Origin of the sequence: Burkholderia sp. BDU5, from assembly GCF_001522845.1 — a bacterium.
GTDB lineage: Bacteria > Pseudomonadota > Gammaproteobacteria > Burkholderiales > Burkholderiaceae > Burkholderia > Burkholderia mayonis.
In genome coordinates, this window is the sequence record NZ_LOWC01000053.1 from 17,584 (window position 1) to 30,639 (window position 13,056).

Sequence of the window (13,056 nt, forward strand, 5' to 3'; positions counted from 1 at the left end):
GTCAAGCGCAGCGGCCGTAGCCAAAACGTTCGTTCATTCCAGCTGATGCGAGGAGGGAAGGTATGACGTCGACTCAGCGCACGCTGATGGTGATGGCTGGCGGCACCGGGGGCCACGTGTTCCCGGGGCTCGCGGTCGCGCATCGGATGGAGGCGCAGGGCTGGCGCGTCGTGTGGCTCGGCAATCCGGCCGGCATGGAGGCGACGCTCGTGCCGAAGCACGGGATCCCGATGGAGTACGTGCGCTTCGGCGGGTTGCGCGGCAAGGGGCTGAAGACGAAGTTCGCGCTTCCGTTCAACCTGCTGCGCGCGTGCACGCAGAGCCTGCACGCGCTGCGCCGCGTGCAGCCCGACGTCGTGCTCGGAATGGGCGGCTACATCACGTTCCCGGCCGGCCTGATGACCGTGCTGACCGGCCGACCGCTCGTGCTGCATGAACAGAACTCGATCGCGGGCCTGACGAACAAGGTGCTCGCGAAGCTCGCGAAGCGCGTGCTCGTCGCGTTCCCGGGCGCGCTGCCGAACGCCGAATGGACGGGCAATCCGATTCGCGCGGAACTTGCGCACGCGGAACCGCCCCAAGCACGCTACGCGGCGCGCAGCGGGAAGCTGAAGCTGCTCGTCGTCGGCGGCAGTCTCGGCGCCGCGGCGCTGAACGAAGTCGTGCCGCGGGCGCTCGCGCTCCTCGCGCCCGACGAGCGGCCGAAGGTCGTGCATCAGGCGGGCGCGAAGCACATCGATACGCTGAAGGAAAACTACGAAGCCGCGGGCCTCGCGTGCGGCAGCGACGTGGAGCTCGTGCCGTTCATCGACGACATGGCGGTCGCCTACGCGAACGCGGATCTCGTGATCTGCCGCGCGGGCGCGATGACGGTCGCGGAGATCGCGGCAGTCGGCGTCGCAGCGCTGTTCGTGCCGTTCCCGCACGCGGTCGACGATCATCAGACGACCAACGCCGAATTCCTTGCCGAGCAAGGCGCAGCGGTGCTGGTGCAACAACGCGATCTGTCGGCCGAATTGCTCGCCGATTGGTTGCGCGGTCAGTCGCGGGAATCGCTCGCGGCAATGGCCGAACGTTCGCGCTCGCTCGCGAAGCCGGACGCCACCGACGAAGTCGCGCACGTGTGCGCGGCGGTGGCAGGCGCGAACCTGGAAGGAAAGCAATGAAACACATCGTCAAACACATTCATTTCGTCGGGATCGGCGGCGCGGGCATGAGCGGCATCGCCGAAGTGCTCGTGAACCTGGGCTACCAGGTGAGCGGCTCCGATCTCGCGCGCAACGCGGTGACCGAACGCCTCGAGGCGCTCGGCGCGTGCGTGTCGATCGGCCACGATGCGGCGAACATCGAAGGCGCGAACGCGGTCGTCGTGTCGACTGCGGTGCGCTCGGACAACCCGGAAGTGCTCGCCGCGCGCCGTCTGCGCGTGCCGATCGTGCCGCGTGCGGTGATGCTTGCGGAGCTGATGCGCCTGAAGCAGGGGATCGCGATCGCCGGCACGCACGGCAAGACCACGACGACGAGCCTCGTCGCGAGCGTGCTCGCGGCGGGCGGGCTCGATCCGACGTTCGTGATCGGCGGGCGCCTCACGAGCGCCGGCGCGAACGCACGGCTCGGCACGGGCGATTTCATCGTCGCCGAGGCGGACGAATCGGACGCGTCGTTCCTGAATCTGTATCCGGTGATCGAAGTCATCACGAACATCGACGCCGATCATATGGATACCTACGGCCACGACTTCGCGCGGCTCAAGCAGGCGTTCATCGAATTCACGCAGCGGCTGCCGTTTTACGGCAGCGCGGTCGTGTGCATCGACGATCCGAACGTGCGGCAGATCGTGCCGCTGATCTCGAAGCCCGTCGTGCGCTACGGCTTCGCGTCGGACGCGCAGGTGCGCGCGGAGAATGTCGAGGCGCGCGACGGCCGGATGCATTTCACGGTGCTGCGCGAAGGGCGCGCGCCGCTGCCCGTCGTGCTGAACCTGCCCGGGCTGCACAACGTGCAGAACGCGCTCGCCGCGATCGCGATCGCGACCGATCTCGACATGGCCGACGCGGCGATCCAGCAGGCGCTCGCCGAGTTCAACGGCGTCGGCCGGCGCTTCCAGCGCTATGGCGAGATTCCGGTCGCAGGCGGCGCGTACACGCTGATCGACGACTACGGCCACCATCCGGTCGAGATGGCGGCGACGATCGCGGCCGCGCGCGGCGCGTTCCCGGGCCGCCGGCTCGTGCTCGCGTTCCAGCCGCATCGCTATACGCGCACGCGCGACTGCTTCGACGATTTCATCAACGTGCTGTCGACCGCCGACGCGCTCGTGCTGACCGAGGTGTACGCGGCGGGCGAGGCGCCGATTACGACGGCGAACGGCGATGCGCTGTCGCGCGCGCTGCGCGCGGCGGGCAAGGTCGAGCCGGTGTTCGTCGCAACGGTCGACGAGGTGCCGGACGCGCTCGCGAAGATCGCGCGCGCCGGCGACGTGGTGATCACGATGGGCGCGGGCTCGATCGGCGGAGTGCCGGGCAAGCTCGCGCAAGACACGCAACAGAAGGGATGACATGAGCGGGATCGATCCGAAACGTTTCGGCAAGGTGGCGGTGCTGCTCGGCGGGGAATCCGCCGAGCGCGACGTGTCGCTGAACTCCGGCCGGCTGGTGCTGCAGGGCTTGCGCGACGCGGGCATCGACGCGCATCCGTTCGACCCGGCCGAGCGGCCGCTGTCGGCGCTCAAGGACGAAGGATTCGCGCGCGCGTTCAATGCGTTGCACGGCGGCTACGGCGAGAACGGCCAGATTCAGGGCGCGCTCGATTTCTACGGCATCCGCTACACGGGCAGCGGCGTGCTCGGCTCGGCGCTCGGGCTCGACAAGTTCCGCACGAAGCTCGTCTGGCAGCAGACGGGCATCCCGACGCCGCCGTTCGAGACGGTGATGCGCGGCGACGATTACGCGGCGCGCGCGAAGGACATCGTCGCGAAGCTCGGCGTGCCGCTCTTCGTGAAGCCGGCGAGCGAGGGCTCGAGCGTCGCGGTGCTGAAGGTGAAAAGCGCCGATGCGTTGCCCGCCGCACTGGAAGAAGCGGCGAAGCACGACAAGATCGTGATCGTCGAGAAGAGCATCGAAGGCGGCGGCGAGTACACCGCGTGCATCGCTGCGGATCTCGAACTGCCGCTCATCAAGATCGTGCCCGCCGGCGAGTTTTACGACTATCACGCGAAGTACATCGCAGACGACACGCAGTACCTGATTCCGTGCGGCCTCGACGCCGCGAAGGAAGCCGAGCTGAAGCGCATCGCGCGCCGCGCGTTCGACGTGCTCGGCTGCACGGACTGGGGCCGCGCGGACTTCATGCTCGACGCCGCCGGCAACGCGTATTTCCTCGAAGTGAACACCGCGCCGGGGATGACTGACCATTCGCTGCCGCCGAAGGCAGCGCGCGCGGTCGGCATCAGCTATTCGGAGTTGGTGGTGAAAGTGCTGTCGCTCACGCTCGACTGATGCAGGACCGGATTTGAACCATGTGGAATAACGTTCGCCAACTCAACTTTGCCGCCAGCGCGTTGTACGCGCTGCTGCTGCTCGTGTTGGCGGCGGCCGGCTGCTATTGGCTGATCCAGCGCCCGGCATTCGCGCTGCGCGAGATCCGGATCGACGGCGACACCGAGCACATCAACGCACCGACCGTGCGCGCAGGCGTCGTCGGGCGGCTGAAGGGCAACTTCTTCACCGTCGATCTCGACCTCGCACGGAGCGCGTTCGAGCAGATGCCGTGGGTGCGCCACGCGAGCGTGCGCCGGGTGTGGCCGAACGCGCTCGCCGTCACGCTCGAGGAATACAAGCCGCTCGGGACGTGGGGCAACGACCAGCTCGTGAGCGTCGACGGCGAGCTCTTCACAGCGAACCAGGGCGAGCTCGACGAAGAACTGCCCGTGTTCGACGGGCCCGAGGGCAGCGCGAAGGAAGTCGTCGCGCGCTATCGCGACTTCGCGAAATGGTTTGCGCCGATTCACGCGACGCCGGAGGAAGTGACGCTGTCGCCGCGCTACGCGTGGACGGTGAAGCTGTCGAACGGCATGCAGGTCGAACTCGGCCGGGAGCGCAACAGCGATTCGCTGCCCGATCGGATCCAGCGCCTCGTCGCCGCGTGGCCGTCCGTCACGCAGCGCTGGGGCAGCGACATCGAGTACGCGGATCTGCGTTATCCGAACGGATTCGCGATCCGCGCGGCGGGCATGCGGTTCCTGAGCGACACCGACAAGGGCAAGAAGTAACACGACATCACACGCAAGAGCACTCTATGAGCAAAGACTACAAGGATCTGCTGGTTGCCCTCGACATCGGCACGTCGAAGGTGGTGGCCGTCGTCGCCGAGCTGAAGGGCGAGGGCCACTATGAGGTCATCGGCCTCGGCCAGAGCGAGTCGAAGGGGCTGAAGAAAGGCGTGGTGGTGAACATCGAGGCCACCGTGCAATCGATTCAGCGCGCGCTCGAGGAAGCCGAGCTGATGGCCGATTGCAAGATCACCAACGTCTTCACTGGCATCGCCGGCAGCCACATCCGCAGCTTCAACTCGAGCGGGATGGTCGCGATCAAGGAGAAGGAGGTCACGCAAACCGACGTCGCGCGCGTGATCGAAACCGCGAAGGCGATCAACATTCCGACCGACCAGCAGGTGCTGCACATCCTCACGCAGGAATTCATCATCGACGGCCAGGAGGACGTGCGCGAGCCGATCGGCATGAGCGGCATCCGCCTCGAGGTGAAGGTGCACATCGTGACGGGCGCGGTGAGCGCCGCGCAGAACATCGTCAAGTGCGTGCGCCGCTGCGGGCTCGAAGTGAACGACCTGATCCTGCAGCCGCTCGCATCGTCGCTCGCGGTGCTGACGGAAGACGAGAAGGATCTCGGCGTCGTACTCGTCGACATCGGCGGCGGCACGACCGACATCGCGATCTTCGCGGAAGGCGCGATCCGCCATACGGCGGTGATTCCGATCGCGGGCGACCAGATCACGAGCGACATCGCGATGGCGCTGCGCACGCCGACGCCCGATGCGGAAGACATCAAGGTCGGCTACGGGATCGCGAAGCAGGCGCTCGCTGATCCGGACGAGATGGTCGAAGTGCCGGGCCTCGGCGAACGCGGTCCGCGCACGCTGTCGCGGCAGGCGCTCGCGGCCGTCATCGAGCCGCGCGTCGAGGAGCTGTTCTCGCTCGTGCAGCAGGTCGTGCGCGAGTCCGGTTACGAAGAGTTACTCAGTTCCGGTGTTGTGCTGACAGGCGGTGCTGCGATGATGCCCGGCATGGTCGAGCTAGGCGAAGACATATTCCTGAAGCCGGTGCGCATCGGCGCGCCGGAATACGCGGGCGGCCTCGCGGACGTCGTGCGCAATCCGCGCTATTCGACGGCGATGGGCCTGCTCGTCGAAGGCAGTGCTCAGCGGATGCGCGGCCGCAAGGTCGCCGTGCAATCCGGTTCCGCGGGACAGATCTTCTCGCGGATGAAGGAGTGGTTCCTGAGCAATTTTTAAGCGCCCCCAGACCTGGCGCTGTGCGTCAGGTCATCCGAAGGGGCAAGAAAACCTGGGGCGGCCCAGCGTTTTCTTGGAACGATTTCGAAATTCGCGCCGGTGCCGGCGGCCGGCGCGCGACGGAAGGTTGCCCGATCTTCCGCCGAATAACGGCCGAGTAGCGGTTCTTTTCTTGACGGAGGCAACAATGGAATTCGAAATGCTGGAAACCGAGACCAACGGCACGATCATCAAGGTGATCGGCGTTGGCGGCGCAGGTGGCAACGCGGTGCAGCACATGATCAACAAAGGCGTGCAGGGCGTCGATTTCATCGTGATGAACACCGACGCACAGGCGTTGTCGCGCGCGCGTGCGCCGTCCGTGATCCAGCTTGGCAACACCGGCCTCGGCGCCGGCGCGAAGCCGGAAATGGGCCGTGCGGCGGCCGAAGAAGCGCGCGAGCGCATCGCCGACGCGCTGCGCGGCGCGCACATGGTGTTCATCACGGCCGGCATGGGCGGTGGCACCGGCACGGGCGCGGCTCCGGTCGTCGCGCAGATCGCGAAGGAAATGGGCATTCTGACCGTCGGCGTCGTCAGCAAGCCGTTCGAGTTCGAAGGCGGCAAGCGCATGCGCGTTGCGGAAGCAGGTTCGCAGCAACTGGAGGATCACGTCGACTCGCTGATCGTCGTCCTGAACGACAAGCTGTTCGAGGTGATGGGCGACGACGCCGAGATGGACAAGTGCTTCCAGTGCGCTGACGACGTGCTCAACAACGCGGTCGCGGGCATTGCCGAGATCATCAACGTCGACGGCCTCGTGAACGTCGACTTCGAAGACGTGAAGACGGTGATGGGCGAGCAGGGCAAGGCGATGATGGGCACGGCGACGGTTGCCGGCGTCGATCGTGCGCGTCTTGCGGCTGAGCAGGCGGTCGCGAGCCCGCTGCTCGAAGGCGTCGATCTGTCGGGCGCGCGCGGCGTGCTCGTCAACATCACGTCGAGCCGTTCGCTGCGTCTGTCGGAAACGCGCGAAGTGATGAACACGATCAAGAGCTACGCGGCCGACGACGCGACCGTGATCTTCGGTGCTGTGTACGATGACGCGATGGGCGATGCGCTGCGCGTGACGGTCGTCGCGACGGGCTTGGGCCGCGCGGCGAAGAAGCAGCAGTCCGCGCCGATGACGCTCCTGCGCACCGGCACGGACAACCAGCCGGTCGGCGCGGTGTCGCACGGCTACGCGTCTTCGCATCACGTGAACACGGGCGATTACGGCGCGTTCGACACGCCGGCCGTGTGGCGCAATTCGCGCGAGACGGCTGCATCGCACGTGCAGGCGCTGCAGGAGAAGGGTGTCGACACGTACGACATCCCGGCATTCCTGCGCAAGCAGGCCGACTGACGCGCGAGGCTTCGCGCCGCGCAATGCAGCGCGCGGCACGAGCCGACGTAACGGATGAAACGGCTGACGACAGGCCGCGTCGCTCGCGACGCCGGGCCGGGCAAGTTGCCCTCTTCGCTCGCGCGAGGCTGGGTCGGGCCGTATTGTCGGTTGCGAACGACCGTATCGCTTTGAAGGACCAGGCATGATTCAAGTGGGCGACACGCTGCCCGACGCGGAGCTCTTCGAGTATCTCGACGATGCGCGCGCGGGCTGCACGCTGGGGCCGAACGCCTTCAGCGTGCGCGAGCAGACGGCGGGTAGGCGCGTGGTGATCTTCGGATTGCCGGGCGCGTTCACGCCGACCTGCTCGGCGCAGCATGTGCCGGGTTACGTCGTGCATGCCGAGCAATTGCGCTCGGCGGGTATCGACGAGATCTGGTGCGTTGCCGTCAACGACGCATTCGTGATGGGCGCTTGGGGACGCGATCTGCACACCGCGGGCAAGGTGCGCATGATGGCGGACGGCAGCGCGGCTTTCACTCATGCGCTGGGACTGACGCAGGACCTGTCGGCGCGTGGCATGGGGGTGCGCTCCCGACGCTACGCGATGGTGATCGACGATGGCGTGGTCAAGACGCTATTCGTCGAAGCGCCGGGCAAGTTCGAAGTCAGCGATGCGGCAAGCGTGCTGGCGAGTTTGACGCGCTGACAGACGCGCGCGGCGTTGCCTTCCAGCAACGCCGCAGCGCGCCCGATGCACAGTTGTAACACGGGCTGACGACCGGGAACGCCTCCGTTCCGGGCGTCGGCCCGTCTCGCATTGCCGCCGGGTAATGTGTCGAAACAGTTTGAAACGCCGATCATCACGACGCGAAATAGGGATTTACGCTATAATCTCTTCTATCGAATAAAACTCCTGATTGATATCCTCAATCAAGAAGACTTTGACCATGTTGAAGCAGCGCACCATCAAATCGGTCGTCAAGACCGTCGGCATCGGCCTGCATTCCGGCCGCAAGGTCGAACTGACGCTTCGCCCTGCGGCGCCCGGCACGGGCATCGTGTTCTCGCGCGTCGATCTGCCGACGCCCATCGACATCCCGGCTTCGGCGCTGTCGATCGGCGACACGCGGCTTGCGTCCGTGCTGCAGAAGGACGGCGCGCGCGTGTCGACGGTCGAGCACCTGATGTCGGCGTGCGCGGGCCTCGGCATCGACAACCTCTACGTCGACGTGACGGCCGAGGAAATCCCGATCATGGACGGCAGCGCAGCTTCGTTCGTGTTCCTGATCCAGTCGGCCGGCATCGAAGAGCAGAACGCGGCGAAGAAGTTCATCAAGGTGACGAAGCCCGTCGAGATCCGCGACGGCGACAAGTTCGCCCGCCTCGATCCGTACTTCGGCTTCAAGCTCAAGTTCACGATCGATTTCCGCCACCCGGCCGTCGACAAGACGGGCCAGGAGCTCGAGGTCGATTTCGCGAATACGTCGTACGTGCGCGAGATCGCGCGTGCGCGCACTTTCGGCTTCGCGCACGAGGTCGAGATGATGCGCGAGCTCGGGCTCGCGCGCGGCGGCAGCATGGACAACGCGATCGTGCTCGACGAGTACCGCATCCTGAACAACGACGGGCTGCGTTACGACGACGAGTTCGTGAAGCACAAGATGCTCGACGCGATCGGTGACCTGTACGTGGTCGGTCATCCGCTCCTCGCGTCGTACACGGCATACAAGTCGGGCCACGGGCTGAACAACGCGCTCCTGCGCGAACTGCTCGCGCACGAGGACGCGTACGAAATCGTCACGTTCGACGATCCGAAGGCGGCGCCGACGGGCTTCGGCTTCGACGCGCAGACGGCGTTCGCGTAATGCGCTTACGCGCGTCCATGGCGCGAAGATGATAAGAAAGGCGGCCTTCGGGCCGCTTTTTTTTATCGCCTCGAGCATTTTGCGGGGTGGCGACGGCGTCGTCGCGCGCTGCGGTCCCGTTTGCGGTCTCACGGCGGCGGCTGGATTTGTCGCCGCGCGCTGTGCGTCAATGAGCCGCGCCTTCGGTGTCGTGCGCGGCGCGCCGTCCGGCGATCGGGTTCGTGTTTCCAGTTCCGCGTGCGGACGCGTTGCGGCGAGGGACTGATTAGCGAGGTGCTTTCGTGTGACGCGCAGCCATCCGCGCGAGTGCGCTTTGCAGCGGCGACGGCTCGAGCGTGTCTGCGAGCTGACGCAGTGCGTCGGTGCCGGCTGCCGACATCCGCGCTTGCTTGACGCGCGGCGGTTCGGGGGCGGGCTGCGGGCGCACGCGCACCTTCAGTGCAGCCACGGCCCAGCCGCGCACCTGCAGCTCGGACAGGAGCCGCGGTTCGACCTGCCGCAGCCGTGCGGCGAGCGCGTTGTGCGCGGCGAACAGCGTGAGCGTGCCGTCCTTGATGAAGCCCGGCTCGACGTGATTCGCCAGATAATCGGGGAGCAATGCGGTGAGATCCCGCTGCAGCGCCGCGACTTGCTCGACGCCTGCGCGCAGCGCGGCAAACGCGTCGGTGCGCTTGAGGACGTCGGCGGCGGCTTGCGGCCGCGACCAGTCGTTGGGACGAAATTGCTTCGGCGGTCGGTTCATGACGGAAGTCGGAGCGCCGCGTGGTTTGGCGCGTGACGGGCGACCGGGTGGTGGAGCGATGCGCCGATTGTACCGCGATGTCATTTGGCGGCCGCGGGTATCGACTGTCGGGTGTTGAGTCCCGAGTTCACCGCCAATACTGGCTTCCGGAGCTGGAACTAGAATCAACACCGCTCATGCCCGTGGGCGAACCGTGGCCCAAGCCCAAGCCCAAGCCCAAGCCCAAGCCCAAGCCCAAGCCCAAGCCCAAGCCCAAGCCCAAGCCCAAGCCCAAGCCAAAGCCCAAGCCAAAGCCCAAGCCCAAGCCCAAGCCCAAGCCCAAGCCCAAGCCCAAGCCAAAGCCAAAGCCAAAGCCAAAGCCAAAGCCGACTGCGGATGCCGATCTCGAACCACCGTTCGCCGCGTTCCCTGCCCGCCCGTCCATGGTCATTCACGTTCCCGTCCATCGCGTTGGCGCGGCCGCCACCACGGCGCTTCACGCGCTTCCCGGTGCCGGGCGGGAGCGCTGCGCCGGTCCCGCCCGCCGGTCATTTTTTGCCCGCCCATGCGGCCGAACCGCGCCCCGCGGCGACGGCTGCCGCCGACGCCGGCGCGCCCTGGCGCGCGTGCTAAAATTCGACGTTTGAATTCACTTCTACGCTAAGCCGCCGAGGCTCGGCGCGCCGGGGAGGGCGTACACCGCTCCGGGGCCGTTGCACCGACGCACACTCGATCCGATGACAACCGGTTTTCTTCAGAAAATTTTTGGCAGCCGCAATCAGCGGCTCGTCAAGCAATACCAAAAGACCGTCGTGGCGATCAATGCGCTCGAAACGCAGATCGAGACGCTGACGGACGACCAGTTGCGCGGCAAGACAGGGGAGTTTCGTCAGCGCATCGCGGCCGGCGAAGCACTCGACAAGCTGCTGCCCGAAGCGTTCGCCGTGTGCCGCGAAGCGAGCCGCCGCGTGCTGAAGATGCGCCACTTCGACGTGCAGCTGATCGGCGGGATGGTGCTGCATTACGGCAAGATCGCCGAAATGCGCACGGGCGAAGGCAAGACGCTCGTCGCGACGCTCGCCGCGTACCTGAATGCGCTCGCGGGCCGCGGCGTGCACGTCGTGACGGTCAACGACTACCTCGCGCAGCGCGACGCCGAGTGGATGGGGCGGCTCTACAACTTCCTCGGGCTGTCGGTCGGCATCAACCTGTCGGGGATGGAGCACGACCAGAAGCAGGAGGCGTACGCAGCCGACATCACGTACGGCACGAACAACGAATTCGGCTTCGACTACCTGCGCGACAACATGGTCTACGAGACCGATGCGCGCGTGCAGCGGCCGCTCAACTTCGCGGTCGTCGACGAAGTCGACTCGATCCTCATCGACGAAGCGCGCACGCCGCTCATCATCTCGGGCCAGGCGGAAGACCACACCGAGCTGTACGTGCGGATGAATGCGCTGCCGCCGCTCCTCGAACGTCAGATCGGCGAAGAGAAAGCGGACGGCACGGGCGTCGAGAAGCCGGGCGACTACACGCTCGACGAGAAGGGCCGCCAGGTGTTCCTGACCGAGTCGGGCCACGAGAAGGCCGAACGGATGCTCGCCGAATGGGGCCTCATCGGCGACGGCGAGAGCCTCTACGCGCCGCAGAACATCACGCTGATGCACCACGTGTATGCGGCGCTGCGCGCACACACGCTGTTCCATCGCGATCAGCACTACGTCGTGCAGAACGACGAAGTGATCATCGTCGACGAATTCACGGGCCGCCTGATGCCGGGCCGCCGCTGGTCCGACGGTCTCCATCAGGCGGTCGAGGCGAAGGAGCACGTGAAGATCCAGAGCGAGAACCAGACGCTCGCGTCGATCACGTTCCAGAACTACTTCCGGATGTACGCGAAGCTCTCGGGCATGACCGGGACGGCGGACACCGAAGCGTACGAATTCAACGAGATCTACGGCCTCGAGACGGTCGTGATCCCGACCAACCGGCCGCCTAAGCGGCTCGACAAGCAGGACCAGATCTACAAGACCGCGAAGGAACGCTACGACGCGGTGATCCGCGACATCCGCGAATGCTACGAGCGCGGCCAGCCGGTGCTCGTCGGCACGACGTCGATCGAGAACTCGGAGCTGCTGTCGCACCTGCTCAAGCAGGCGGGCCTGCCGCATGAAGTGCTGAACGCGAAGCAGCATGCGCGCGAAGCGGCGATCGTTGCCGAAGCGGGCCGGCCGAAGCGCATCACGATCGCGACGAACATGGCGGGCCGCGGCACCGACATCGTGCTCGGCGGCAACGCCGAGAAGCAGGCCGCGTTCATCGAGGCCGACGAATCGATTCCGGCCGACGACAAGGCGCGCCGGATCCAGAAACTGCATGACGAGTGGGAAACGTTGCACGAACAGGTGAAGGCCGCAGGCGGCCTGCACATCATCGGCACCGAGCGTCACGAATCGCGCCGGATCGACAATCAGCTGCGCGGCCGCGCGGGCCGTCAGGGCGATCCGGGCTCGTCGCGCTTCTATCTGTCGCTCGAGGATCCGCTCCTGCGCATCTTCGCGGGCGACCGCGTGCGCGCGATCATGGAGCGCCTGAAGATGCCGGAGGGCGAGGCGATCGAGGCGGGCATCGTCACGCGTTCGATCGAGTCGGCGCAGCGCAAGGTCGAGGCGCGCAACTTCGACATCCGCAAGCAGTTGCTCGAATACGACGACGTCGCGAACGATCAGCGCAAGGTGATCTATCAGCAACGCAACGAGCTGCTCGAGGCGCACGACATCGCCGAGACGATCGGCGCGATGCGGCACGGCGTGATGTCGGAAGTGGTTCGCCAGTTCGTGCCGGCGGGCAGCATCGAAGAGCAGTGGGATCTTCCGGAGCTCGAAGAGGCGCTGCGCAACGACTGGCAGCTCGATCTCGCGATCCAGGAAATGGTGAACGAGTCGTCGTCGATCAATGCGGACGAGATTCTCGACGCCGTCACGACGGCGGCCGACGAGCACTACGAAGCGAAGGTCGCGCTGGTCGGCCGCGAGTCGTTCAGCGCGTTCGAGCGCTCGATCATGCTGCAGACGCTCGACCGCCTGTGGCGCGAGCATCTCGCGGCGCTCGATCATCTGCGCCAGGGCATCCACCTGCGCGGCTACGCGCAGAAGAACCCGAAGCAGGAATACAAGCGCGAGGCGTTCGAACTATTCGCGGCGATGCTCGACGCGGTGAAGCAGGAAGTCACGCGGATCGTGATGAACGTGCAGATCCAGTCGCCCGAGCAGCTGGAGGAAGCGGCCGAGCAGATAGAGGAGCAGGGTGGTCATCTCGAGAACGTCGAATTCCAGCACGCCGATTTCGCGGCAGCGGCGGGCGCGGGCGGCGTGGCGGTCGCGGATGCGGCGGCCGAGATGGTCGGCCACGCGATGAGCCACAGCGGCCCGGCGGGCGAAGTGCCGCGGGTCGGCCGCAACGATCCGTGCCCGTGCGGCAGCGGCAAGAAGTACAAGCACTGTCACGGCAAGCTGAACTGACGTGATCGAAGGCGGCGCGCGATGAGCGCGCCGCATCGTCTGTGCGCA

10 protein-coding genes are annotated in these 13,056 nt (G+C 66.2%); 9 read left to right on the top strand and 1 reads right to left on the bottom strand.

Features of this window, described 5'->3' with window-relative positions; genetic code table 11:
- Positions 1–62 precede the first annotated feature (62 nt).
- The 8 genes from murG to lpxC all read left to right on the top strand — a co-directional run bounded on the left by murG (position 63) and on the right by lpxC (position 8,763).
- Positions 63–1,166 (top strand): undecaprenyldiphospho-muramoylpentapeptide beta-N-acetylglucosaminyltransferase, encoded by a 1,104-nt coding sequence (gene murG / locus WS69_RS10260; protein ID WP_059470670.1) that lies wholly within the window; start codon positions 63–65, stop codon positions 1,164–1,166.
- Positions 1,163–2,557, top strand: a complete 1,395-nt coding sequence (murC, locus tag WS69_RS10265) for a UDP-N-acetylmuramate--L-alanine ligase (RefSeq protein ID WP_059470671.1) — start codon at positions 1,163–1,165, stop codon at positions 2,555–2,557. The genes murG and murC overlap by 4 nt, the downstream gene beginning before the upstream one ends.
- 1 nt (position 2,558) lies before the next feature.
- Positions 2,559–3,497, top strand: a complete 939-nt coding sequence (locus tag WS69_RS10270; protein ID WP_059470672.1) for a D-alanine--D-alanine ligase — start codon at positions 2,559–2,561, stop codon at positions 3,495–3,497.
- Between the two features lie 20 nt (positions 3,498–3,517).
- Positions 3,518–4,270, top strand: a complete 753-nt coding sequence (locus WS69_RS10275) for a cell division protein FtsQ/DivIB (protein WP_059470673.1) — start codon at positions 3,518–3,520, stop codon at positions 4,268–4,270.
- 26 nt (positions 4,271–4,296) lie between these two features.
- Positions 4,297–5,529 (top strand): cell division protein FtsA, encoded by a 1,233-nt coding sequence (gene ftsA / locus WS69_RS10280; RefSeq protein ID WP_010106614.1) that lies wholly within the window; start codon positions 4,297–4,299, stop codon positions 5,527–5,529.
- Positions 5,530–5,716: 187 nt separating this feature from the next.
- On the top strand, positions 5,717–6,913 hold the full coding sequence (gene ftsZ, locus WS69_RS10285; RefSeq protein WP_059470674.1) for a cell division protein FtsZ: 1,197 nt from the start codon (positions 5,717–5,719) through the stop codon (positions 6,911–6,913).
- A 184-nt stretch (positions 6,914–7,097) separates the two neighbouring features.
- On the top strand, positions 7,098–7,604 hold the full coding sequence (locus tag WS69_RS10290; RefSeq protein ID WP_059470675.1) for a peroxiredoxin: 507 nt from the start codon (positions 7,098–7,100) through the stop codon (positions 7,602–7,604).
- 241 nt (positions 7,605–7,845) lie between these two features.
- On the top strand, positions 7,846–8,763 hold the full coding sequence (gene lpxC, locus WS69_RS10300; RefSeq protein WP_059470677.1) for a UDP-3-O-acyl-N-acetylglucosamine deacetylase: 918 nt from the start codon (positions 7,846–7,848) through the stop codon (positions 8,761–8,763).
- 265 nt (positions 8,764–9,028) lie between these two features.
- Here the strand turns inward: lpxC and WS69_RS10305 are convergent, their stop codons facing one another.
- On the bottom strand, positions 9,029–9,505 hold the full coding sequence (locus tag WS69_RS10305) for a DUF721 domain-containing protein (RefSeq protein ID WP_059470678.1): 477 nt from the start codon (positions 9,503–9,505) through the stop codon (positions 9,029–9,031).
- Between the two features lie 716 nt (positions 9,506–10,221).
- On the opposite strand from WS69_RS10305, the gene secA reads away from it, so the two are divergent.
- Complete coding sequence (secA, locus tag WS69_RS10315; protein WP_059470679.1) at positions 10,222–13,008, top strand: preprotein translocase subunit SecA; 2,787 nt, start codon at positions 10,222–10,224, stop codon at positions 13,006–13,008.
- Positions 13,009–13,056 lie beyond the last annotated feature (48 nt).